Origin of the sequence: Nonomuraea thailandensis (assembly GCF_024172165.1) — a bacterium.
In the GTDB taxonomy this organism is placed as follows: Bacteria; Actinomycetota; Actinomycetes; order Streptosporangiales; family Streptosporangiaceae; genus Nonomuraea; species Nonomuraea thailandensis.
The window spans coordinates 5978895-5999069 of sequence record NZ_JAMZEB010000002.1 but is presented as its reverse complement, the minus strand read 5'-3'; the positions used below and the strand labels follow the sequence as shown (position 1 = coordinate 5999069).

At 72.4% G+C, this 20175-nt stretch carries 21 protein-coding genes; 11 read left to right on the top strand and 10 right to left on the bottom strand.

Annotated elements, in window-relative coordinates:
- Positions 1 to 14: 14 nt before the first annotated feature.
- Genes HD597_RS30980 through HD597_RS30970 form a run of 3 tightly spaced genes read left to right on the top strand, consistent with a single transcriptional unit; the run spans position 15 to position 3024 of the window.
- Complete coding sequence (locus HD597_RS30980; RefSeq protein ID WP_253746572.1) at positions 15 to 1169, top strand: L-talarate/galactarate dehydratase; 1155 nt, start codon at positions 15 to 17, stop codon at positions 1167 to 1169.
- A 3-nt stretch (positions 1170 to 1172) separates the two neighbouring features.
- Positions 1173 to 2297: an L-talarate/galactarate dehydratase gene (locus tag HD597_RS30975; RefSeq protein WP_253746570.1), complete on the top strand. Its 1125-nt coding sequence runs from the start codon at positions 1173 to 1175 to the stop codon at positions 2295 to 2297.
- Between the two features lie 10 nt (positions 2298 to 2307).
- The gene (locus tag HD597_RS30970; RefSeq protein WP_253746568.1) at positions 2308 to 3024 is read left to right on the top strand and encodes a FadR/GntR family transcriptional regulator; all 717 of its coding nucleotides are present in this window, start codon (positions 2308 to 2310) and stop codon (positions 3022 to 3024) included.
- Between the two features lie 6 nt (positions 3025 to 3030).
- Here HD597_RS30970 and HD597_RS30965 read toward each other — a convergent pair whose 3' ends face one another.
- From HD597_RS30965 to HD597_RS30945, 5 genes are all read right to left on the bottom strand, one after another.
- Complete coding sequence (locus HD597_RS30965; RefSeq protein WP_253746566.1) at positions 3031 to 4305, bottom strand: glucarate dehydratase family protein; 1275 nt, start codon at positions 4303 to 4305, stop codon at positions 3031 to 3033.
- Positions 4302 to 4697 (bottom strand): universal stress protein, encoded by a 396-nt coding sequence (locus HD597_RS30960; RefSeq protein ID WP_253746564.1) that lies wholly within the window; start codon positions 4695 to 4697, stop codon positions 4302 to 4304. Before HD597_RS30960 ends, HD597_RS30965 begins: the two co-directional genes overlap by 4 nt.
- Positions 4694 to 6205, bottom strand: a complete 1512-nt coding sequence (locus tag HD597_RS30955; RefSeq protein ID WP_253746562.1) for a tripartite tricarboxylate transporter permease — start codon at positions 6203 to 6205, stop codon at positions 4694 to 4696. The genes HD597_RS30960 and HD597_RS30955 overlap by 4 nt, the downstream gene beginning before the upstream one ends.
- Positions 6206 to 6214: 9 nt before the next feature.
- The gene (locus HD597_RS30950) at positions 6215 to 6766 is read right to left on the bottom strand and encodes a tripartite tricarboxylate transporter TctB family protein (protein WP_253746560.1); all 552 of its coding nucleotides are present in this window, start codon (positions 6764 to 6766) and stop codon (positions 6215 to 6217) included.
- Positions 6767 to 6830: 64 nt separating this feature from the next.
- Positions 6831 to 7838: a tripartite tricarboxylate transporter substrate binding protein gene (locus tag HD597_RS30945; RefSeq protein WP_253746558.1), complete on the bottom strand. Its 1008-nt coding sequence runs from the start codon at positions 7836 to 7838 to the stop codon at positions 6831 to 6833.
- A gap of 169 nt (positions 7839 to 8007) precedes the next feature.
- On the opposite strand from HD597_RS30945, the gene HD597_RS30940 reads away from it, so the two are divergent.
- The 3 genes from HD597_RS30940 (at position 8008) to HD597_RS30930 (ending at position 11305) form a co-directional block, all read left to right on the top strand.
- A complete protein-coding gene (locus tag HD597_RS30940; protein ID WP_253746556.1) occupies positions 8008 to 8922 on the top strand; it encodes a LysR substrate-binding domain-containing protein in 915 nt (304 codons plus the stop codon).
- A 136-nt stretch (positions 8923 to 9058) separates the two neighbouring features.
- Positions 9059 to 9973 carry a 5-dehydro-4-deoxyglucarate dehydratase gene (gene kdgD, locus HD597_RS30935; RefSeq protein WP_253746554.1) on the top strand — a complete coding sequence of 305 codons (915 nt, stop codon included), beginning with the start codon at positions 9059 to 9061 and terminating at the stop codon, positions 9971 to 9973.
- Between the two features lie 9 nt (positions 9974 to 9982).
- Positions 9983 to 11305: an enolase C-terminal domain-like protein gene (locus HD597_RS30930; RefSeq protein ID WP_253746553.1), complete on the top strand. Its 1323-nt coding sequence runs from the start codon at positions 9983 to 9985 to the stop codon at positions 11303 to 11305.
- A gap of 24 nt (positions 11306 to 11329) precedes the next feature.
- On the opposite strand, the gene HD597_RS30925 is transcribed toward HD597_RS30930, so the two are convergent.
- Positions 11330 to 12196 carry a DUF72 domain-containing protein gene (locus HD597_RS30925; RefSeq protein ID WP_253746552.1) on the bottom strand — a complete coding sequence of 289 codons (867 nt, stop codon included), beginning with the start codon at positions 12194 to 12196 and terminating at the stop codon, positions 11330 to 11332.
- 69 nt (positions 12197 to 12265) lie between these two features.
- On the opposite strand from HD597_RS30925, the gene HD597_RS30920 reads away from it, so the two are divergent.
- The gene (locus HD597_RS30920; protein ID WP_253746551.1) at positions 12266 to 13123 is read left to right on the top strand and encodes an NAD(+)/NADH kinase; all 858 of its coding nucleotides are present in this window, start codon (positions 12266 to 12268) and stop codon (positions 13121 to 13123) included.
- Between the two features lie 336 nt (positions 13124 to 13459).
- Here the strand turns inward: HD597_RS30920 and HD597_RS30915 are convergent, their stop codons facing one another.
- Entirely contained in the window at positions 13460 to 13927 is a 468-nt protein-coding gene (locus HD597_RS30915; protein ID WP_253746549.1) for an adenylyltransferase/cytidyltransferase family protein, read from the bottom strand.
- A gap of 171 nt (positions 13928 to 14098) precedes the next feature.
- Here HD597_RS30915 and HD597_RS30910 point away from each other — a divergent pair, with 171 nt between their 5' ends.
- Both HD597_RS30910 and HD597_RS66030 read left to right on the top strand, forming a co-directional pair.
- On the top strand, positions 14099 to 14551 hold the full coding sequence (locus tag HD597_RS30910) for an ATP-binding protein (protein ID WP_253746548.1): 453 nt from the start codon (positions 14099 to 14101) through the stop codon (positions 14549 to 14551).
- A gap of 72 nt (positions 14552 to 14623) precedes the next feature.
- On the top strand, positions 14624 to 15817 hold the full coding sequence (locus HD597_RS66030) for a cytochrome P450 (protein WP_253746547.1): 1194 nt from the start codon (positions 14624 to 14626) through the stop codon (positions 15815 to 15817).
- Here the strand turns inward: HD597_RS66030 and HD597_RS30900 are convergent.
- Both HD597_RS30900 and HD597_RS30895 read right to left on the bottom strand, forming a co-directional pair.
- Positions 15797 to 17050, bottom strand: coding sequence for an RNA polymerase sigma factor (locus HD597_RS30900; RefSeq protein WP_276083067.1), 1254 nt, complete (start codon positions 17048 to 17050; stop codon positions 15797 to 15799). The two genes, HD597_RS66030 and HD597_RS30900, sit on opposite strands and share 21 nt — an antisense overlap.
- Before the next feature lie 13 nt (positions 17051 to 17063).
- Positions 17064 to 17405, bottom strand: coding sequence for a YciI family protein (locus HD597_RS30895; protein ID WP_253746545.1), 342 nt, complete (start codon positions 17403 to 17405; stop codon positions 17064 to 17066).
- A gap of 266 nt (positions 17406 to 17671) precedes the next feature.
- On the opposite strand from HD597_RS30895, the gene HD597_RS64870 reads away from it, so the two are divergent.
- The gene (locus tag HD597_RS64870; RefSeq protein ID WP_276083066.1) at positions 17672 to 17806 is read left to right on the top strand and encodes a hypothetical protein; all 135 of its coding nucleotides are present in this window, start codon (positions 17672 to 17674) and stop codon (positions 17804 to 17806) included.
- Between the two features lie 20 nt (positions 17807 to 17826).
- Here HD597_RS64870 and HD597_RS66025 read toward each other — a convergent pair whose 3' ends face one another.
- Entirely contained in the window at positions 17827 to 18798 is a 972-nt protein-coding gene (locus tag HD597_RS66025; protein ID WP_253746544.1) for a helix-turn-helix transcriptional regulator, read from the bottom strand.
- Positions 18799 to 18919: 121 nt separating this feature from the next.
- On the opposite strand from HD597_RS66025, the gene thrS reads away from it, so the two are divergent.
- Positions 18920 to 20161, top strand: coding sequence for a threonine--tRNA ligase (gene thrS, locus HD597_RS30885; protein WP_276084301.1), 1242 nt, complete (start codon positions 18920 to 18922; stop codon positions 20159 to 20161).
- Positions 20162 to 20175 lie beyond the last annotated feature (14 nt).

Sequence of the window (20175 nt, the reverse complement as noted above, 5' to 3'; positions counted from 1 at the left end):
TCATACGATGACGGATGAATCTGCCGCCGACCATGCCGAGGACCTCCATGGACCGCATCCGCCACGTCGCACTCTCCTCCGTCACGCTCCCGCTCGACGTCCCCATCAGCGACGCGAAGGTGCTGACCGGGCGGCAGAAGCCGATGACCGAGATCGCCTTCCTCTTCGCCGAGATCTCCACCGAGGACGGTCACAGCGGCACCGGCTTCAGCTACTCCAAGCGGGCCGGCGGCCCCGCCCAGTACGCGCACGCCAAGGAGGTCGGCGAGAACCTGCTCGGGCAGGACCCGTCCGACATCGGCAAGGTCTACGAGTCGCTGCTGTGGGCCGGCGCGTCGGTCGGCCGGTCCGGGGTGGCGACGCAGGCGCTGGCCGCGATCGACGTGGCGCTATGGGACCTGAAGGCCAGGCGGGCCGGGCTGCCGCTGGCCAAGCTGCTGGGCGCCTACCGCGACTCCGTCAGGACGTACAACACCTCCGGCGGCTTCCTGCACGCGCCGATCGAGGAGGTCAAGGCGCGGGCGACGCAGTCGCTGGCCGACGGCATCGGCGGCATCAAGATCAAGGTCGGCCAGCCGGACATGAAGGAGGACCTGCGCAGGCTCGCGGCCGTGCGGGAGCACCTGGGCGACGGGGTGCCGCTGATGGTGGACGCCAACCAGCAGTGGGACCGGGCGAGCGCGCTGCGGTTCGGCCGGGCGGTCGAGGACCTGGGTCTGGTGTGGATCGAGGAGCCGCTGGACGCGTACGACGCGGAAGGCCACGCGCAGCTCGCCGCCGCGCTCGACACCCCGATCGCCACCGGCGAGATGCTCTCCAGCGTCGCCGAGCACGTCCGCCTCATCGAGGCGCGCGCCGCCGACATCATCCAGCCCGACGCCCCGCGCGTCGGCGGCATCACCCCGTTCCTGCGCCTGGCCACGCTCGCCGACCACGCGGGGCTGCAGCTCGCGCCGCACTTCGCCATGGAGATCCACCTCCACCTGGCCGCCGTGTACCCGCGCGAGCCGTGGGTCGAGCACTTCGAGTGGCTGAACCCGCTGTTCAACGAGCGCCTGGAGACGCGGGACGGCCGCATGATCGTGCCGGACCGGCCCGGGCTCGGCTTCACGCTCAGCGACCAGTGCCGCAAGTGGACGGTGGACTCCGTCGAGTTCGGGAAGGCCTGAGCCGTGCGCGTGGAGTCGGTGCGGTTCTGCCGCTACGCCGTGCCCCTGGCCCGGCCGGTCAGCGACGCCAAGGTGGCCACCGGGCGGCAGCGTCCCCTGGCCCGGATCGACGTTCTGACCTGCGAGATCGTCACCACGGACGGCCTGGCGGGGCTGGGGTTCTCCTACACGACCCGGGCGGGCACGCCGGCGCAGTTCGCGCACGCCGGGGAGGTCGGCGAGCTCCTGCTGGGCGAGGACCCCGCCGACATCGGCAGGATCTACGACCGGCTGCTGTGGGCGGGCGCGTCGGTGGGCCGGTCCGGGGTGGCGACGCAGGCGCTGGCCGCGATCGACGTGGCGTTGTGGGACCTGAAGGCGAAGCGGGCCGGGCTGCCGCTGGCCAAGCTGCTGGGCGCCTACCGCGACTCGGTGCGGGTCTACAACACCTCCGGCGGCTACCTCCAGGCCCCGATCGAGGAGGTCGAGGAGAAGGCCACCGAGTCGCTGAAGAACGGCATCGGCGGCATCAAGATCAAGGTCGGCCAGCCCTCGATGGGGGAGGACCTGCGGCGGCTGACGGCGGTCCGCGAGCACCTGGGTGACGGGGTGCCGCTGATGGTGGACGCCAACCAGCAGTGGGACCGGGCGAGCGCGCTGCGGTTCGGCCGGGCGGTGGAGGACCTGGGTCTGGTGTGGATCGAGGAGCCGCTGGACGCGTACGACGCCGAGGGGCACGCGCAGCTCGCCGCCGCGCTCGACACCCCGATCGCCACCGGCGAGATGCTCGCCGGAGTCCCCGACCTGGTCCGCCTCGTGGACCTGCGGGCCGTGGACTTCCTGCAGCCCGACGTGCCCCGCGTCGGCGGCATCACCCCCTACCTCAAGGTCGCGGCGCTGGCCGACCACGCGCACCTGCAGGTCGCGCCGCACTTCGTGATGGAGATCCACGTGCACCTGGCCGCGGCCTACCCGCGTGACTCCTGGGTCGAGCACATCGAATGGCTCTCGCCGCTGTTCGAGGAGCGGCTGGAGATCGCGGACGGGCGGATGGCCGTACCGGACCGGCCGGGGCTCGGCCTGACCCTCTCCGGGCGGGCGCGGGACTGGCGGCTGGACGAGGTCGAGTTCCACGTGGACGGCCGGTAGATTGTCCGCCGTGCCGCCCGATCACAGACTCGACCGCGACACCGGTCGCGGCCTCGCGCACGAGCTCGTCGAGCGGCTCAAGGCCCGCATCCTGGCCGGCGAGATCCAGCCGGGGCAGAAGCTGCCCACCGAGTCGTCGCTGATCCAGGAGTTCGGGGTCAGCCGCACGGTGGTGCGCGAGGCCGTCTCGCGGCTGCAGGCCGCCGGGCTCGTCGAGACCTTCCAGGGGCGCGGGTCGTTCGTGCTGGCGCTGCCCGCCTCCACGGCGTTCTCCGTGGAGGCCTCGCAGGTGCGCACCCATCGCGACGTCCTCGACATGATCGACTTCCGGATCGGCGTCGAGTCGGAGGCGGCGGGGCTGGCGGCGGAGCGGCGCACGGACCTGCAGCTCAAGGCGATCGAACGGGCCCTGGTCGACCTCGGGCGGATCGGGGAGCAGCCGAGCCACGCGGTCGAGGCCGACTTCGAGTTCCACCTCAAGATCGCGCTCGCCGCGAACAACCGGTTCTACGCCGATCTGCTCACGTCGCTCGGGCCCATGATGATCATGCTGCCGCGGACGCGGCTGGAGCACGTCTACACGGTCTCCGACGCCACCCACTTCACGCGGGTGACGCTGGAGCACGAGAACGTCTACCGCGCCATCGCCGGCCAGGACGCCGCGGCGGCGCGGGCCGCCATGCGCCTGCACCTGTCCAACTCCCGGGCCAGGCTGCAGGCGCCCTGACCGCGGTTACCAGCGAGCGGTGTTCGGGGTGAAGCCCGGGACGATCGAGCGCATGTACGCCGTGTCCTCGCGCCCCCGCTGCCCGCACCGCACGTACTGCTCGTGCAGGGCGGCCAGCGCGTCCTCGTCCAGCTCGACGCCGAGCCCCGGCCCGGTGGGCACGGCGACGGCGCCCTCGCTGAACTCCAGCGCCCCCGGCTTGACGACCTCCTCCGTCTTCCACGGGTAGTGGGTGTCGCAGGCGTAGGTGAGGTTGGGGGTGGCGGCGGCCAGATGGGTCATGGCGGCCAGGCTGACCCCGAGGTGGGAGTTGGAGTGCATCGACAGGCCCATGCCGAACGTCTCGCAGATGCCCCCCAGCAGCGCCGAGCGGCGCAGGCCGCCCCACAGGTGGTGGTCGGAGAGCACGACCTGCACGGCGTCCGCGGCGACCGCGGGCTTGAGGTGCTCGAACGAGATCACGCACATGTTCGTGGCCAGGGGGAGGTCGGTGTGCCTGGAGACCTCGGCCATGCCGGGGATGCCGGGCGTCGGGTCCTCCAGGTACTCCAGCACGCCGGAGAGCCGGCCGGCCGCCTCGATCGAGGTCTCGACGGTCCAGGCGCCGTTGGGGTCGATGCGCAGCGCGTGGCCGGGGAAGGCCGCCGCCAGGGCCTCGACGGTCTCCCACTCGTGGCGCGGATCGTACACGCCGCCCTTGAGCTTGACGGCGGTGAAGCCGTACTCCGAGATCATCCGCCGCGCCTGGCCGACCATCTGCTCGGGCGTGCGCCCCTCGCCCCAGGTGTCCTCCTCGTGGCCCGGGTGGCCGGCCCACTTGTAGAACAGGTACGCCGAGAACGGCACGCGGTCGCGTACGGCGCCGCCGAGCAGGTCGCTCACCGGCCGGCCGAGCGCGCGGCCCTGAAGGTCCAGCAGCGCCACCTCGAAGGGCGACACCACGGTGTCCACGGCGCTGGAGACCTCCAGCATGCCGCCGAAGCTCGCGCCCGCGCCGTCCGTGGAGGCGCCGAGGGTCTCGCTCACGATCCGGCGCAGGGCGTGCAGGTCGAAGACGTCCGCGCCGGGCAGGGCGGCGGCCACCGCCTCCAGCCGCTGCACGTGCGCCGTGTCGGCGTAGGTCTCGCCGAGGCCGACGAGCCCTTCGTCGGTGTGCACCTGGACGATGGCCCGCAGCACGTACGGCTGGTGCACGCCCACGACGTTGAGCAGGGGCGGGTCGCGGAAGGCGACGGGCGTGACGACGACCCGGCTGATCCGGCCGGCCTCGCGAGGACTCACTGGGCCGCCTTCACCGTCAGCACGGGGACGGTCGACTCCATGAGGATGCGCTGCGCCTCGCTGCCCATGATGAACTTGCCCACCAGCGACCGGTGCCGCAGCCCGATCACCACGAGCGTCGCGCCGGTCTCCTTGGCCAGCGCCTCGAAGGTCTCGGGCAGGTCGTCGTCGTGCAGCGGCTGGCGCAGCTCGGCGTCGACCCCCGCCTCCTGGGCCCGGCGCAGCAGCTCCGCGCCGGCGGCATCGTCGATCTTGTGCTCATCGATGGGGGCGCCGCGGCGCGGGGAGTTCACGATGATCACGCGCTCCCCGCGCAGTCTGCCCTCGCGCAGGCCCGCGTCGACGGCGGCCTCGCCCTCGGGCGTGGGCAGGTAACCGACGAGGATGGTCATTTGGTCTTCTCCTCAACACGATCATCGGATGTCTTGCGGCGTATCGCCTTGCGGATCAGCGGCCAGGCCGCCACCACCAGGATCACGGCGAAGATCGTCCCCGAGATGGGCCGGGTGAGGAAGCCGGTCGGGTCGCCGCCGTAGATCAGCAGCCCCTGCCGCGCGGAGCTCTCGATCATCGAGCCCAGCACGAACGCCAGCACCAGCGGCCCCGGCTCGAAGCCGAACTTCTTCATCAGATACCCCAGCACGCCGAACACGATCACCAGGAAGATGTCGTAGACCTGGTTGCGCACCGTGTACGCGCCGAGCAGCGTGATCAGCACCGTGATCGGGGCCATGATGGCCGGCCGCACCCGCAGGATGCGCACGAAGACGCCCACCATCGGGATGCTCATGATCAGCAGCAGGATGTTGCCGATGTACATCGAGTTGATGACGCCCCAGAACACGTCGGGGTGCTCGGTGACGAGCTGCGGCCCCGGCTGGATGCCCTGGATGAGCAGCGCGCCGAACATCAGCGCCATCGTCGCGTTCGCCGGGATGCCGAGCGTCAGCAGCGGGATGAAGGAGGAGGTCGCGGCGGCGTTGTTGGCGGTCTCCGGCGCGGCCACGCCCTCGACCGCGCCCTGCCCGAAGCGCTCGGGCTGCTTGGCGCGCCGCTTCTCCAGCGCGTACGCGGCCAGCGACGACAGCACCGCGCCACCGCCGGGCAGCACGCCCAGCACGAACCCGATGAGCGAGCCGCGCCCGATCGCGCCTCCGGCCTGCCCGAGGTCCTTGCGCGACGGCCACACGTTGCCGACCTTGGCCGGCGAGTGCACCTTGTTGTGCCGCTCCTCCAGGTTGTAGAGGATCTCGCTGAGGCCGAACAGACCCATGGCGATCGGGATGAAGTCGATGCCCTCGGCCAGGTTCAGGCTGCCGAAGGTGAAGCGCTCGGCGCCGGTGAACGTGTCGCGGCCCACGGTCGCGATCAGCAGGCCGACGCAGGCGGCGATGATGGCCTTGAGCTTGTTGCCGTTGCCGATCGAGGAGATCAGCAGCACGCCGAGGATGCCCAGGGCGGCGTACTCGGGCGGCCCGAAGTCGAGCGCGAACCCGGCCACGACCGGGGCGACGAGCGTCAGGCCGATGATCGAGACCGTGCCGCCGACGAAGGAGCCGATGGCCGCGATGCCCAGGGCCGTGCCCGCCTTGCCCTGTTTGGCCAGGGCGAAGCCGTCGAAGACGGTGACGACGGAGGACGCCTCGCCGGGCAGGCGGAGCAGGACCGAGGTGATCGTGCCGCCGTACTGGGCGCCGTAGAAGATGCCCGCCAGCATGATGATCGCCGACACGGGCCCGATGCCGTACGTGATCGGCAGCAGGATGGCGATCGTCGCGCCGGGCCCGAGGCCGGGCAGCACGCCGATGAGCATGCCGATGATGACGCCGATGAGGCAGTAGAGCAGGTTGGTCGGCTCCAGGACGACGCCGAAACCGTCGAGGATCGGGGAGATGTCCATGTGACTTTCTCAGATGAGGCGGGGGAGCGGGATCTGCAGCAGCAGCACGAAGAGCACGTAGAACACGGCCACGGCGCCGATGCTGATCACGATGGAGGAGCGCCACGACTCCTTGCCCAGCCAGCGCAGCCAGATGAACATCAGCAGCAGCGAGGGGATCTCGAAGCCGATCACCGGCAGCAGCGCGGCGAGCCCGACGAGCGTCACCAGGCCGACCGCGGTCAGCAGGCTGGAGCGGGAGAACCGCTCGGTGTCCTGCAGGCCGCGGCCCGTGACGACGAGCACCGCCGACAGCACGATGATGACGACGCTGATGGCGAACGGCCACAGGCCGGGGCCGGGCTGGGTGAGTTGCCCGAGCCCGAGCGCGTACGAGCCGACCGCACCGAAGACGCCGACGGCGAGCGCCACCACAGCGGCCGCGACCTGCGAGATCGGGCCCGCGTGCGGCGGCCTGGCCTCCTCCAGCTCAGCCTGGAGCCGGTCGGCCTCCTCCTGGAGGTCCATCGCGACAGCGGCCTGGTCAGGCTCCGCGCCGGGCGGCTTCGTGGGGTCGGACATGGATGATGCACACTCCTTTGTGCCGGCGACGGCGGCGGCCGGTGTGCCCGGCCGCCGCTGCGCATCAACCGGCCAGGTTGATGCCGAACTTGTCGAGCTGCGCCTTGAAGGTGGTGGAGTCGTTCTGCAGCGAGGTGAGGACCTCCTGCGGGGAGACCTCCATCGGGGTGAGCGAGTTCTCCTCGTTGAACTTCTTGTACTCCGGCGTGGCGAACGTCTTCTTGGCCGCGTCGAGCAGCTTGGTCTTGACGTTCTCCGGCGTGCCCTTGGGCGCGGTCAGGAAGCGGTACTGCGTCACCAGGACGTCGTAACCCTGCTCCTTGGCCGTCTTCACGTCGGGCAGGTACGGGATGCGCTCCTGCGAGAAGACGGCGAGCGGGACGAGCTTGCCGCCCTTGATGTTCTCGATGGCCTCGCCGATCTGCATGGTGGACACGTCCACCTGGTTGCCCAGCAGGGCGGTCAGGTTGGGGGCGCCGCCGTCGAAGGGCACGGCCGTGGCCTCGACGCCGGCCGACTTGAAGGTCAGCGCGGAGGCGAGCTGGGCGCCGGTGCCGACGCCGGTGGTGCCGTACCTGATCGTCTTGCCGGCCTTCTTCAGGTCGTCGATCGACTTGAAGCCGGACTGCGTGCTGGTCGCCATGACGTAGTCGTCACGGGAGATGCCGGTGATGACGTCGAACGAGTCGATCTTCGTGGCCTCGGCGGCCGACACCGTCAGCGGCGTGATCGTGAAGAGCGAGGCGTTCTGCACGGCGATCTTGTAGCCGTCGGCCTTGGCCGACTGCAGCTCCTTGGCGTTCAGCGCGCCGTTCGCGCCGGGCTTGTTCAGCACCGGGGTGGAGACGCCGAGCTCCTTGCCGATGCCCTGGGCGAGCGCGCGGGTGATGAGGTCGGTCGAGCCGCCCGCGGAGGCGCCCACGCTGAACTCGATGTTGCCCGTGGGATAGTCGCCGTCCCCGCCACCGGAGGAGGTCGTCTTGACACCACCACAGGCGGTCAGCGCGATCGCGGCGGCGGCGCCGACGACACCCAGGAGGATGCGGCGGGGGGCTGTCCGAGATGTCGGCATTGACTTCTCCTTCATGCGGGCGGGAGCCGCCCGTGGATCTTCGTGAAGCGGAGAGGGAGGTTGCGTAAGGTTACGGCAAGGTTTCCGCTCTGTAGTCTCCGGAGACTATGGACCAGCCTCGATGCCTGTCCAGGCTCAATTCGGTATCGAGTGATACCCTTCATGCATCATGCTAACACTCGATCAGATCAGGGCCTTCGTGGCGGTCGCCGAGGAGCTGCACTTCGGCCGCGCGGCTGATCGGCTGCGCATGACCCAGCCCCCGCTGAGCAGGCACATCCAGAAGCTGGAGCGCGTGATCGGGGTGACCCTGCTGGAACGTGACAACCGGCGCGTGGTGCTCACCGACGCCGGGCGCGGGTTCCTGGAGGACGCCCGCCGCATGCTCTCCCTCGTCGACACCGCGGGCGACCGGGCGCGCCGGATCGCCAGCGGCGCGGCGGGCACCGTACGGCTGGGGTTCACCGCCGTCTCGGCCATCAGCATGCTCGGCGCGCTGCTGCGGCGGCTGTCGGAGCAGCTCCCGGAGATCGACGTGATCCTGCACGAGCGGGTGACCGCCGGGCAGGTGGACGGCCTGCTGCGCGGCGAGCTCGACCTGGGCCTGGCCCGCCCGCCGTTCGACATCGACACGCTCGACTCCCGCGTCGTCTTCCGCGAGCCGCTGTGCGCCGCCGTGCCGCTCGGCCACCCGCTCGCCGGGCTGGGGCGGCCGCTCGCCCCCGACGACTTCGACGGCCTGCCGGTGATCAGCTACAACCCGGTCCAGTCGCGCTACTTCCACGAGCTGACCGTGCGCTTCCTCACCAACGCCCACCCCAGGATCGAGCAGCAGGTCCACCAGATCCTCACCGCCGTGCTGCTCGTCGCGGCCGGCCGGGGCGTGGCGCTGACGCCCGCCAGCGCCCGCTCGCTCGGGGTGGACGGCATCGCCTTCTGCGACCTCGTGCGCGGCGGTGGCGACCCGCTGGACGGCGAGGGGGGCACCGGCGAGCCGGTCGAGCTGCACGTCATCTGGAGCCGCGAGTCCACCAACCCCGCGCTGGCCCGCGTGCTCGAACTGCTGCCGGACCTGGAAGCGTGATGATGCTCGATGGGTATCGCCGGATACATAATCGCACTTGGACAAGTATCGCCCCACTTCCTTAGCCTGTCGGCGTCAGTCCTTACCGGCGGTGCGGGAGAATCCCACGACCGCAAGTGAAGCGAGGAGCGTCCACATGCCCCGTTACTCCCCGCAGGAGCTCGCCACACAGCTCAAGAGCGGTCTGCTGTCGTTCCCCGTCACCCATTTCACCCAGGACCTGGAGTTCGACGAGGCGGGCTACCGCGAGCACCTGGCGTGGCTGAGCTCGTATCCTGTGGCCGGCCTGTTCGCGGCCGGAGGCACCGGCGAGGGCTTCTCGCTGACCGCCGAGGAGATCGACCGCGTGGTCCGCGTCGCGGTGAGCGAGGTGAACGGCAAGGTCCCGGTCATGGCCCCCGCCACCGGCGGCACCGCCAGCGCCGTCGCCCAGGCCAGGGCGGCCGAGGCCGCCGGCGCCGACGGCATCCTCCTCATGCCCCCCTACCTCACGGAGGCCGGCCAGGAGGGCCTGGTCGAGCACGTCTCCGCGGTCTGCCGCGCCAGCGGCCTCGGCGTGATCGTCTACAGCCGCGCCAACGCCGTGCTGAACGACCGCTCCGTGGCCGCCCTGGCCGAGCGGAACGAGACGCTGATCGGGTTCAAGGACGGCGTCGGCAACATCGAGAACCTCACCCGCATCTACGCCTCCGTCGGCGACCGCCTGGCCTACATCGGCGGCCTGCCCACCGCCGAGACGTTCGCGCTGCCGCTGCTGCAGCTCGGCATGAGCACCTACTCCTCGGCGATCTTCAACTTCGTGCCGCAGTACGCGCTCGACTTCTACGCCGACGTCCGCGCCCAGGACCGCGAGGCCGTCTACCGGCGCATCCGCGAGTTCGTGCTGCCCTACCTGGACATCCGCGACCGCACCAAGGGATACGCCGTCTCGATCATCAAGGCGGGGCTGGCCGCCGTCGGCCGCCCGGCCGGCCCGGTGCGCCCGCCGCTGTCGGACCTGAAGGACGGCGAGCTCGCCGAGCTGACCGCCCTCATCAACAAGATCAGCTAGGGGGCCTGCTTGTCTCCCACGATCCAGCGCGTGGAGGTCGTCCCGGTCGCCGGGTACGACAGCATGCTGCTCAACCTGAGCGGCGCCCACGGCCCGTTCTTCACCCGCAACGTCGTCATCGTCACCGACTCCGACGGGCGCACCGGCCTCGGCGAGGTGCCCGGCGGCGAGGCCATCAGGCGGACCGTCGAGGAGGCCGGCGAGCTGCTGGCCGGCCGGCCCGTCGCCCGCTACCGCTCGCTGCTGCGGACGGTGGCCGAGCGGTTCGCCGCCAGGGACGCCGGCGGGCGCGGCCTGCAGACCTTCGACCTGCGCACCACCGTGCACGCCGTCACCGGGCTGGAGTCGTCCCTGCTCGACCTGCACGGCCAGTACCTCGGCCTGCCCGTGGCCGACCTGCTCGGCGAGGGGCGGCAGCGCGACCGGGTGCCGATGCTGGGCTACCTGTTCTACGTCGGCGACCCCGGCAGGACCGACCTGCCGTACCTGGTGGACGACGGCGGCGACGACGCCTGGTCCAGGCTGCGCCGCCGCGAGGCCCTCACCCCCGACGCCGTCGTCGCGCTGGCCGAGGCCGCGCAGGAGCGCTACGGCTTCGCCGACTTCAAGCTCAAGGGCGGCGTGCTGCCCGGCGAGGAGGAGGTGGAAGCGGTCAAGGCGCTGGCCGCCCGGTTCCCCGAGGCGCGCGTGACGCTCGACCCCAACGGCGGCTGGCTGCTGTCGGAGGCCGTACGGCTGTGCCGCGGCCTCGGCGGCGTGCTCGCCTACGCCGAGGACCCGTGCGGCGCCGAGGGGCGCTTCTCGGGGCGCGAGACGATGGCCGAGTTCCGGCGCGCCACCGGCCTGCCGACCGCCACCAACATGATCGCCACCGACTGGCGGGAGATGGCCCACGCCATCCGCTCCGACGCGGTGGACATCCCCCTCGCCGACCCGCACTTCTGGACCATGGCGGGGTCGGTCCGCGTCGCCCAGCTCTGCCACGACTTCGGGCTGACGTGGGGCTCGCACTCCAACAACCACTTCGACATCTCGCTGGCCATGTTCACGCACGTCGGGGCCGCCGCGCCGGGCGAGATCACGGCGCTGGACACGCACTGGATCTGGCAGGACGGCCAGGCGCTCACCACCAGGCCGTTCCAGATCACCGGCGGAGCGATCGAGGTGCCCGACACGCCCGGCCTGGGCGTCGAGCTCGACCGGGACGCCCTGGCCGCGGCCCACGAGCTCTACCTGCGCCACGGCCTCGGTGCCCGCGACGACTCCGTCGCCATGCAGTTCCTCGTGCAGGGCTGGGCCTTCGACCCGAAGCGGCCCTGCCTCGTCCGCTAGAAGGAAGCAGCCCTGCCGCGTCCGCTAGAAGAGGGTCAGCGGCTCGTCCGGCGCCGGGCCGTCCGGCATCGGTTCGGGCAGCGGGTCCAGCTCCGGGACGCCGGCGCGCACCTCGTCGTGGAAGCGGCGGGCCAGCCGCAGCGCGTCGGCGTTGTCCGGGGTGTGCACGAACACGGTCGGCTCGCGCCCCTCGCGCAGCCACCGCGTGACCTGCTCCACCCACGGCCGCCAGCCCTCGATCGTGCGCTCCTCGGCGTCGCGCCCCAGGTAGCGCACGATCGGGCGGGCGGTCAGCGCGCGCGTGCGGCGCGGCACGCGCGGCTTCTTCGTCCACGCGTCGCGCTCGGCGTCGCTGGTGGGCGGGGCGGCGAACATGACCGTCGTGTCGAACGGCACCCATTCGGCGTCCGCGGGGGCCAGGACGCGCTCCAGCAGGCGCTCGGAGCGCTCGTCCTCGAAGAACGCGCGGTGACGGACCTCCACGGCGTAACGGTGGCCCTTCGGGAGCCTCCTCAGGAACGCCGCCAGCGTGCCCAGATCGGCGGGGGAGAAGGAGCCGGGCAACTGGATCCAGAAGGCGTGCACCCGCGGCCCCAGCGGCTCCATCGCCTCCAGGAACGCCGCCAGCTCCGCCTCGGCGCCCGCCAGGCGGCGCTCGTGCGTGATCGGCTTCGGCAGCTTGATCACGAAGCGGAAGTCGTCCGGGGTCTGCGCCGCCCACGACTCGACCGTGGCCCTGGACGGGGTGGCGTAGAACGTCGTGTTGCCCTCCACCGCGTCGCACCAGGTGGCGTAGGCGCGCAGGCGGTCACCGGGGCCGAGGTGGCCGGGCAGATACCGTCCTTGCCAGCGCGCATGTGTCCACATCGCGCATCCCACGTGAAGCCGCATGGGCATGACGTTATCGCCACCCGCGCCCCCTGGCGTCGCCGCCGATCGGGTGGCCGTAGTGTGGGCGGCATGGGCATGGTCGGGACGGTCGGGCTGGTTCTGCATCCGCAGCGCGACTCCAAGAAGGCGATAGACACGATCCTGCGGTGGGCCGCGGGCAAGGGCGCCACCGTGCTCGGCCTGCCCGAGGAGGTGGGCCGCATCGACTGCACCGCCGTCCCGGTGGACGCCACCACGCTGGTGGAGCGGGCCGACCTGCTGGTCGGGCTCGGCGGCGACGGCACGATGCTGCGCACCATGCGGCTGCTGGCCGGGCGGCCGACGCCCATCCTGGGGGTGAACCTGGGGCGGCTCGGGTTCCTCGCGGAGATCGACGTGGACGAGCTGCCCGCCACGTTGTCGGCGATCGACGAGCACGCGTACACGATCGAGCCGCGCATGGCGATCCGCAGCTCGGTGGCCGGGGTGCAGGTGACCGCCTTCAACGACATCGCGCTCGTCCGCACCCCCGGTGACGGGCTGGCCGGCGTGTCCGTCACCCCGTCGGGCAGCCCCTTCGTCCGCTACTCCGCCGACGCCGTCATCGTGGCCACCTCCACCGGGTCCACCGCCTACAGCTTCTCCGCCGGCGGGCCGATCGTCTCGCCGCGGGTGGAGGCGGTGCTGGTGGTCGCCGCCGCCGCGCACTCGTCCTTCAACCGGGCGCTGGTGCTGCCGGCGGACGAGGAGGTCACCCTCCAGGTCCTGCCCAGCAGCGGGCGCCTGGCCGTGGAGGTCGACGGGGCCGTGGTGGGGCACCTGTCCCCGGGCGACAGCGTCACGGTCACGGCGTGGCCGGGGGCCGCCAAGGTGGTGCGGCTGGGGACCACGTTCTACGAGCGCGCCCGCCGCAAGCTCCGCGTCGACGGCAGCGCCGAGGCCTACTGACCGCCCCGCGCCCGCGCCCGTTCCGGTCCCGCGCCCGCGCCCGTTCCGGTCCCGCGCCCGCGCCCGTTCCGGTCCCGGTCCCGTGCTCGTTCCGGCCCGTCCCGGACCTGGCGCCGGATACGCGGCGGGCGCACGCCGCGTGCGGTGGTGCTTGCGCGCGTGCCGACTTGGGCGGCGCGTCGCGGGCACGCGGTGGCGCCTCCGCAGACCGGGCACCGGGCGGAGCGGCGGGTGCTTCCTGGGTGCCGAGGCAGCACACGGCGCGTTCCCGTACGTGCCCGGCCGGTCAGTGAGGCAGCCCGCGCCGGTGCTACGGCGAGGGGCAGGGCGGGTGGGTCAGCCCTTGCCGGCCGCGTTGACGATGCGGGTGGTCGAGCGGTCCGGGATGGCGTTCATCTCCCAGCACTCGGCGCCCAGGATCGCCGCCGCCGCGGCGCGGGCCCCCGCGTGGGGGTCGCCGGCTGTGTGGGCGAGGGCGGAGGGGCGCATCGGGGCCAGGAGGTCGATGTAGTCCTCGGGGCCGTGCGCGTCGGGCGGCCCCGTCACGATGAAGACGCCGGTGACGAAGCGGAGCGCGGCCAGCACCTCGGCGCGCTCCGCCGATGGGTTGAACGGGCGGGTCGGCCCCTTCCACGCGCGCACGCGCGGATCGTCCTCGACGCCCACGACCAGCGGCAGCCCGCGCGCCGCCACCGCGCCGAGATAGCGCACGTGGCCGACGTGCAGAATGTCGAAGACGCCGGTCACGACCGCCGCCCCCGGCCGCTCGTACGGCTGCGTCCAGACGGCCTCCAGGCTGCTCACGCGACCTCCTGCTCCCCCACGGGCCTAGACGACTCGTCGATCGCAGCGTACTCGGTCGGTGAACCGGGACGCGCAAGCGACCTCGGGAAAGGTCATTCCTACCTTTTCGCGATAATCTCCGGGCGCCCCCCGAGGCGTCTCATATCGGCACCGGATTTGGGGGAGGTCACCGTGGCACCGCCGGACTCGCACCACGTGAACGGGGATGATCGGACCGGCACCGGTGATCTCGTGGTCCGGTTGCCGGGAATGCCGTCCCAGGTGGCCAGGGCGAGAGAGCTCGTCACCGCGGCGCTCGGCCGCGACCACCCGCTCTACGACGACGTGGCGCTGCTCACCAGCGAGCTGGCCACGAACGCGATCCTGCACACCAGGTCCGGCGCCGGCGGCTCGTTCACGGTCAGCGTGGCCAGCTCGGCGACGGCGGTGCGGGTGTTCGTGGCGGACGGCGGGTCGGAGGAGCCGCCGTGCGTGTGCCGTACGAGCATGCACGCCACGAGCGGCCGCGGCCTGCCGCTGATCGAGGCGCTCAGCCACCGCTGGGGCTTCATCAGGGAGGCCGGGGCGACGACGGTCTGGTTCGAGCTGCTGCGGGAACGGGCGCCCGCCCGCGTGGCCGTCTGACCGTCTTGATCCGCGGCCGGTCCCGAAGGACCATGGTCAGCGGGATCCGCGTACGGACGGGAGACACGGGGCGTGAGTCGGGACGACGGCGACGCTCGGAAGATCGAGCGGCCAGGCACGGGGCAGCGGCAGGCCTGCCCGATCCATCGGGCGGACGACGGCACCTGGCAGGTGAGCGGTCTGGCGGCGGCCCGTGCCGTGCTGCGCAGCGAGGCCACCGTCCAGGCCGGGCTGGGTGTCGAGACGGTGGAGAAGCTGCCGGCCAGGGTCCGGCGGCCGGTGTTGTACCGCGACGGTCCCGAGCATCGTGAGGACCGGCGGCAGACGGCGCGGTTCTTCACGCCCCGCCGCGTGGACGAGCGGTATCGCGGGCTGATGGCGGAGGTCGCCGACCGGCAGCTGGCGAAGCTGCGGGCGGCGGGCCGGGCGCAGCTCTCCGAGCTGAGCTTCGGGATGGCGATCGAGGTGGCGGGCGCGATCATCGGGCTCACCTCCGGCAGGCCGGGGATCCGCGAGCGGCTGGAGCGCTTCTTCCCCGAGAAGTACGGCAAGCCCGGCCTCACCAGCCTGCACGGCCTCTACTGGACCGTCAGGCAGAACGTCAACTGGCTGCGCGTCTACCTGGCCGACGTGCGCCCGGCGATCCGCGACCATCGCCGCGAGCCGCGCGACGACCTCATCTCGCACCTGCTGGACGACGGCTGCTCGGAGGCGGAGATCCTCGGCGAGTGCCTGACGTTCGCGGCGGCCGGGATGGTGACCACGAGGGAGTTCATCTGCGTGGCGGCCTGGCACCTGTTCACCGACGACGCGCTGATGGCCCGCTACCGGGAGGCGGACGAGCCGGAGCGGCTGGCGGTGCTGCACGAGATCGTGCGGCTGGAGCCGGTGGTCTCCCGGCTGCGGCGGCGCACGACGGCCGCGATCGAGCTGCCCGGCGACGGCGGGCCGGTCACGGTGCCGGCGGGCGCGCTGGTCGAGGTGCTGGTCGACGAGGCCAACACCGACCCCGCCGCCGTGGGCGCCGAGCCGCTGGCGGTGCGGCCGGGCCGGGCCGACGGCGACGGCACGGGGGCCGCGGCGCTGGCGTTCGGCGACGGCCCGCACAAGTGCCCGGGATCGGGTGTCGCGATCCTAGAGACGGACGTCTTCCTGACCCGGCTGCTGGCCATGGAGGGGGTCGGGATGGCGGCGGCCCCGAGGGTGACGTTCAACAACGACATCGGGGGATACGAGATCAGGGGGTTAGTCGTCGCCCTCTCCTGAGCAGGCCTCCAGCCTGCGCCGCAGGTGGGCGCGCTCGGGCTCCGTGCCGGCCCAGCCGAGGGCCTGGCGGTAGGCGTCGGCGGCGGCGCGGTGGCGGCCGAGCCGGTGCAGCAGGTCGCCGCGCGCCGTCGGGTACGGATGGTAACCGTTCAGCCGCGGCTCCCCGGCCAGCTCGTCGAGCAGCGCGAGCCCGGCTTCGGCGCCGTCGCGCATGGCCACCGCCACGGCCCGGTTGAGCGCGATCACCGGCGACGGGGCGAGCGCGAGCAGCACGTCGTACAGTGCCACGATCTGCGGCCAGTCGGTGGTTGCCACGTCGGCGGCCTCGTCGTGCAGGGCGGCGATGGCGGCCTGCACGCCGTACAGGCCGGGCGGGCCGCCGGTGAGCGCCTCGACGACCAGGCCCTGCCCCTCCTCGATCATCGTGCGGTCCCACCGGGAGCGGTCCTGGTCGTCGAGCAGGACCAGCTCGCCGTCCGCGCCGATCCTGGCCTCGTGGCGGGCGTGGACGAGCAGCATCAGGCCGAGCAGCCCGGCGACCTCCCGCTCCCCGGGCAGCAGCCGGCGCAGGATGCGCGCCAGCCGGATGGCCTCCTGCGCCAGGTCCGGCCGCTGCAGGTCGGGGCCGGTGCTGGCGGCGTACCCCTCGGTGAAGACGGAGTAGATCACCTGGAGTACGCCGGGCAGCCGGCCGGGCAGCTCGTCCGCGCCCGGCACGCGGAACGGGATGCGGGCCTCGCGGATCTTCTTCTTGGCCCGCACGATGCGCTTGGCCATGGTGGCGGGCGGCAGGAGGAAGGCGCGCGCGACCTCCTGCGTGGTCAGCCCGGCCAGGCAGCGCAGGGTCAGCGCCACCCGGTCCTCGGCGGGCAGGGCGGGGTGGGCGCAGGTGAAGAAGAGCTGCAGCCGCTCGTCCGGCAGCTCGCCGCCGGTGCCGGCGGGCGCCGCGGGGCCGGCGCGCTCGGCCTCCACCTGGAGGACGGCCAGGCGGGCCGCGTACGTGCGGTCGCGGCGCAGCCGGTCGACGGCCCGGCGGCGCGCGGTGGTCATCAGCCAGGCGCCCGGGTTCGGCGGCACGCCGTCGGCCGGCCAGTGCACGAGCGCCGCCTCGACGGCCTCCGAGGCGACCTCCTCGGCCAGGTCCAGATCGCCGAAGCGGCGCACCAGGGCCGCGAGGAGCCGGCCCCGCTCCTCGCGGAAGACCGCCTCGACGGAGGATCCCACTCCCGCCATCACAGCCCCCGGCTCAGTCGAACTCGGCGACCGGGCGGACCACGACGGAGCCGCCGCCGCGCGCCCCGGGGCAGCGGGCCGCCCAGTCGAGGGCGACGTCGAGGTCGGGCACGTCGATGACGTAGAAGCCGCCGAGGATCTCCCGCGTCTCGGCGAACGGCCCGTCGGTGACGGTGGGCTCGCCCGACGCGTTGACGCGGACGGTCGTGGCGGTGGTGAGGTCGGCGAGCGATTCGCCCGCGACGTACACGCCCGACTCCCTGACGGTCTTGTCGTAGGCCACCCACTCCTCGAACGAGGCCGTCTCGGCGTCGCTCTCGGTGGCGGGGCTGTTGATCAGCAGCATGTACTTCATGCCGGTCTCCCTGTCGTCTCGCGCGGCCGGAGTGCCGCGTCGCCATGTCTACGAACGGGACGAGCGCGGAAGGACACGCCCCCGGAACTTTTTTATCGCGACTTCCGGACGCCGGAGGGACGGGGGCCGCGCGGCCTTCCGGGTGCTTGGTTTTACGTGGTGAAGTCGCCGTCAAACCCTGGCGAAATGAGTGGATATGTCATGGTTTAGGGCGATTTGCATAGCTATCGTGGAGTACGAGGGAGTGATGATGCGGGGGAGGAGTCATGGCTGGAATCTCGGGCATCCACGAAGGCGGAGGCGGCCGCTGCCGCCGTCGCCGCTGGCGTCGCCGCTGCCGCGGACGCAGGCGCTGGTGGGGCGGCGGCTGGGGCGGCTGGGACGACTGGGGCTGGTGGTGAACCAGGCCCGCTGAGGCCGCTCAGAGATCGAGGCGGCACAGGCCCTCGGCCAGGGCCTTGGTGGTCAGGCGGGTGCGGCTGTCGCAGCCCAGCTTGGCGAAGATGTGCTCCAGATGCGTGGTCACGGTGCGGACGCTGAGCACCAGCGCGGCCGCGATCTGCGGATTGGAGTCACCCGCCGCCACCCGGGTCAGCACGTCCACCTCACGCCCCGTCAGGTCGTACGGCAGGGGGCAGCGCCGCTCGGCCGCCACGGCCCCCTGCAGAGTCCCCTGGAACCCCACGCCGGCCCGCAGCAGCCGCACCTCGTGCCAGCGCCCGTCGGCGCCCGGCCAGAGCCCGTGCCGGCTCAGCTCGCGCGAGTCGATGAACGACCGCGCGTACGCGGCCATCGCCGGATCGTCCCACAGCGCGGCGGAGACCTCGTGCCCCGGCACCTCGCGCCGCGTGCCCACCCGGTCGTAGGCGACCGCGCGGAAGCCGGGCGGCAGCCCCACCGGATCGATCACGCACCTGCTCAGGTCGGTGACGTGCGCCAGCATCGGGCTGAGCGCCGCCACCAGCGCGCCCGTGAGCCCCGGGAACGCCTGCCTGGAGGCCAGGTGCAGCAGCCCCGTGTAGCGGCCCTCGCTCAGGAACAGCGGCGCCGTCAGCCCGGCCCGCCAGCCGTAGGGGGCGAGGTGGCGGCGGAAGTACCGCTCGGTGTCCGGCTCCGGCATGGGAACGGGCGCCCGGGTGGCGATGGCCCTGCGGTAGGCCGCCAGCCCGGCGTACTCCTCGGCCGCGTCGCGGTCGATGCGCGCGTGACCGTCGGAGATCACGCTGTGGTGGCGCCCGGTCGCGGGGTCGTACGCGACGAACTCGTAGGCGTCGAGCGGGACCACGCGGCGCAGCGCCGCCATCGCCCCGTGCGCGCCCCCGCCGCCCGCCACCTGGTAGCCGACCTCGGCGAACGCCTGGAGCTGGCGCACGTCCACGGTGATCTGGGCCACGGTGCTTTTATATCAGTTGGCGTTTTCCATGCCGAAGATCTACGCGGGGCCGGATGCTATGGTCGTGCACATGCAGCGCGCCTCCGTCACGTCGACGCCGGACACCGTCCCGGCGCGCTGACTGCATGCTTCCCGGGCGGACGCCCGGGACTGCTGGTCGTTCGCCCTTTCCACGGAAAGGATGATCATGAACGACCACCGCAGGCTCGGCCGTGAGCTGGGCATCTTCGACACCGATCCGCTGATCGGCGCCGGCCTGCCCTTCTGGCTGCCCGCCGGCGCGGCCGTGCGCAAGGCCGTCGAGGACTACGTGCACGAGCTGGAGCGCCGCAACGGATACCAGCACGTCAACTCGCCGGTGCTGGGCAAACGCGAGCTGTACGAACGCTCGGGGCACTGGGCGCACTACGCCGAGGACATGTTCCCGCCCATGGAGGTGGGCGGGGAGGAGTTCGTGCTGCGGCCCAGCCTGTGCCCGCACCACGCGATCGTCTACCGCTCCCGGCAGCGCAGCCACCGCGAGCTGCCGCTGCGCATCGCCGAGCTGGGCGGCATGTACCGCTCGGAGCTGTCGGGCGTGCTGGGCGGGCTGACCAGGGTGCGGGCCATCCAGCTCAACGACGGCCACGTGTTCTGCGCGCCCGACCAGGCCGCCGCCGAGGTGTCGGCCGCGCTCGACCTGATCGAGGCCGCGCACGAGCGGCTCGGCATCCGGGCCGCGCGCTACCGGCTGTCGCTGCGCGGCGAGGGCGCGAAGTTCGTGGACGACCCCGCCATGTGGGCGCGCTCGGAGTCGGTGCTTCGGGAGGTGCTGAAGGAGCGGGGCCGCGCCTGCGACGAGGAGCGCGGCGAGGGGGCCTTCTACGGCCCGAAGATCGACATCCAGATCGCCGACCCGGCCGGCCGCGAGTCGACCCTGTCGACCGTCCAGGTCGACTACTTCCAGCCCGAGCGCTTCGACCTGCGTCACCCGGGCGGCGAGCGGCCCGTGATGGTGCACCGCAGCGTGGTCGGCGGCCTGGAGCGCCTGGTCGCCCACCTCATCGAGGTGCACGGCGGCGCCTTCCCCGCCTGGATGGCGCCCGTGCAGGCGGTGGTGCTGCCGCTGTCGGACGCCGAGCACGCCGGCGCCGAGCAGGTGCTGCGCCGGTGCGTGGAGGCCGGTCTGCGGGCGGAGCTGGTGCCCGCCGGCCGGGGCAGCCTCGGGGCCAGGATCAGGGCGCACCGGCTGGTGCCGTACCAGCTCGTGGTGGGGCCGCGCGAGCTGGCGGGCGGGGGAGCGGCGGTGCGGCTGCGCGACGGGAGCCAGGTGGGGGAGGTGCCGATCGAGCAGTTGGCCGCGCGATCACGACCGTTCGGCTGACGAGCGGAAATCAA

Excerpts from the sequence above, each read along its gene's own strand:
- HD597_RS30980 (WP_253746572.1), top strand. The coding sequence starts at position 15 with ATGAATCTGCCGCCGACCATGCCGAGGACCTCCATGGACCGCATCCGC.
- HD597_RS30960 (WP_253746564.1), bottom strand. The coding sequence starts at position 4,697 with ATGACCATCCTCGTCGGTTACCTGCCCACGCCCGAGGGCGAGGCCGCC.
- HD597_RS30955 (WP_253746562.1), bottom strand. The coding sequence starts at position 6,205 with ATGGACATCTCCCCGATCCTCGACGGTTTCGGCGTCGTCCTGGAGCCG.
- HD597_RS30950 (WP_253746560.1), bottom strand. The coding sequence starts at position 6,766 with ATGTCCGACCCCACGAAGCCGCCCGGCGCGGAGCCTGACCAGGCCGCT.
- HD597_RS30945 (WP_253746558.1), bottom strand. The coding sequence starts at position 7,838 with ATGCCGACATCTCGGACAGCCCCCCGCCGCATCCTCCTGGGTGTCGTC.
- HD597_RS30940 (WP_253746556.1), top strand. The coding sequence starts at position 8,008 with ATGCTAACACTCGATCAGATCAGGGCCTTCGTGGCGGTCGCCGAGGAG.
- kdgD (WP_253746554.1), top strand. The coding sequence starts at position 9,059 with ATGCCCCGTTACTCCCCGCAGGAGCTCGCCACACAGCTCAAGAGCGGT.
- HD597_RS30925 (WP_253746552.1), bottom strand. The coding sequence starts at position 12,196 with ATGCGGCTTCACGTGGGATGCGCGATGTGGACACATGCGCGCTGGCAA.
- HD597_RS30920 (WP_253746551.1), top strand. The coding sequence starts at position 12,266 with ATGGGCATGGTCGGGACGGTCGGGCTGGTTCTGCATCCGCAGCGCGAC.
- HD597_RS30900 (WP_276083067.1), bottom strand. The coding sequence starts at position 17,050 with ATGGCGGGAGTGGGATCCTCCGTCGAGGCGGTCTTCCGCGAGGAGCGG.
- HD597_RS30895 (WP_253746545.1), bottom strand. The coding sequence starts at position 17,405 with ATGAAGTACATGCTGCTGATCAACAGCCCCGCCACCGAGAGCGACGCC.
- HD597_RS64870 (WP_276083066.1), top strand. The coding sequence starts at position 17,672 with ATGGCTGGAATCTCGGGCATCCACGAAGGCGGAGGCGGCCGCTGCCGC.